This window comes from Oleiphilus sp. HI0125 (assembly GCF_001635355.1).
This window is the reverse complement of the sequence record NZ_LWGF01000301.1, coordinates 1-902: the sequence shown is the minus strand read 5'-3', so window position 1 is coordinate 902 and position 902 is coordinate 1. Positions and strand designations below refer to the sequence as shown.

The following is a 902-nucleotide window of genomic DNA, read 5'->3' as shown; positions in this document are numbered from 1 at the left end:
AAAACTGTTTTTGATTTTTCTTTAAGCGATTGGCGAGCATTGCAGCACGCTCTTGATTTGCTACACGCCACAAAGAAGGGTTCTGAAGATATTCTTGTGAACTCAGCCAAGGCGTCTTAAAACGGTTGTCCGCATTAAGGCCAAACAATAGTAGAGCAACATCTAAGGCTCCATTAACAAACTTGTAGCGCTTAAAATAACGCCAACCCAAGGCTTTTTCTAATTTCTCGTTGCTTGTAAAAACACCTGCTTTCCAGCCATGAAAATACTCGTCGAATTTATCACCAAGATCGCGATATAAAGCCATTAGAGTTTCGACTTCTCCGAGCCTTTCCCCATAAGGAGGGTTTGTCAGCAACAAACCTTTCTCAACATTGGGAGGCAACTCTAAATCTGAAACAGACTTCTTCTCAACATGAATAAACTCATGCAAGCCAGCCCTTTTAATGTTTTCCCATGCAACCGAAATCACACGAGCATCTGCATCATATCCAATAATTTTATTATCAAACGCTTCTCTACCAGTTGTTGCGCGCTCATTGGCTGACGCGACCAACGCCCCCCATTTACGTGAATCATGCTTGACCCAATAATCAAAGCCCCACTCTTCACGAGATAATCCAGGGGCACAATCCATCGCCATCAAAGCAGCCTCGATACAGAATGTTCCCGAACCGCACATGGGATCCAAAAACGAAGCATTATCTGAGCAGACATCTCCCCAACCTGTTTGCACCAGTAATGCAGCCGCAACATTCTCGCGTAATGGCGCAGCGCCCTTGTCTATTCGATATCCACGCTTATGGAGACTTTCCCCCGACAAATCCAAGCTGATGCTGAGCACACCTTTACTTAACTTAGCAGCCACCCTAATTTGAGGATTATCTTTATCGACATTTGGC

General features: G+C 44.6%; 1 pseudogene. It reads right to left on the bottom strand.

The features are described 5' to 3' along the window. Positions 1–902, bottom strand: a pseudogene (locus A3762_RS04130) (23S rRNA (guanine(2445)-N(2))/(guanine(2069)-N(7))-methyltransferase); the annotation flags it as partial.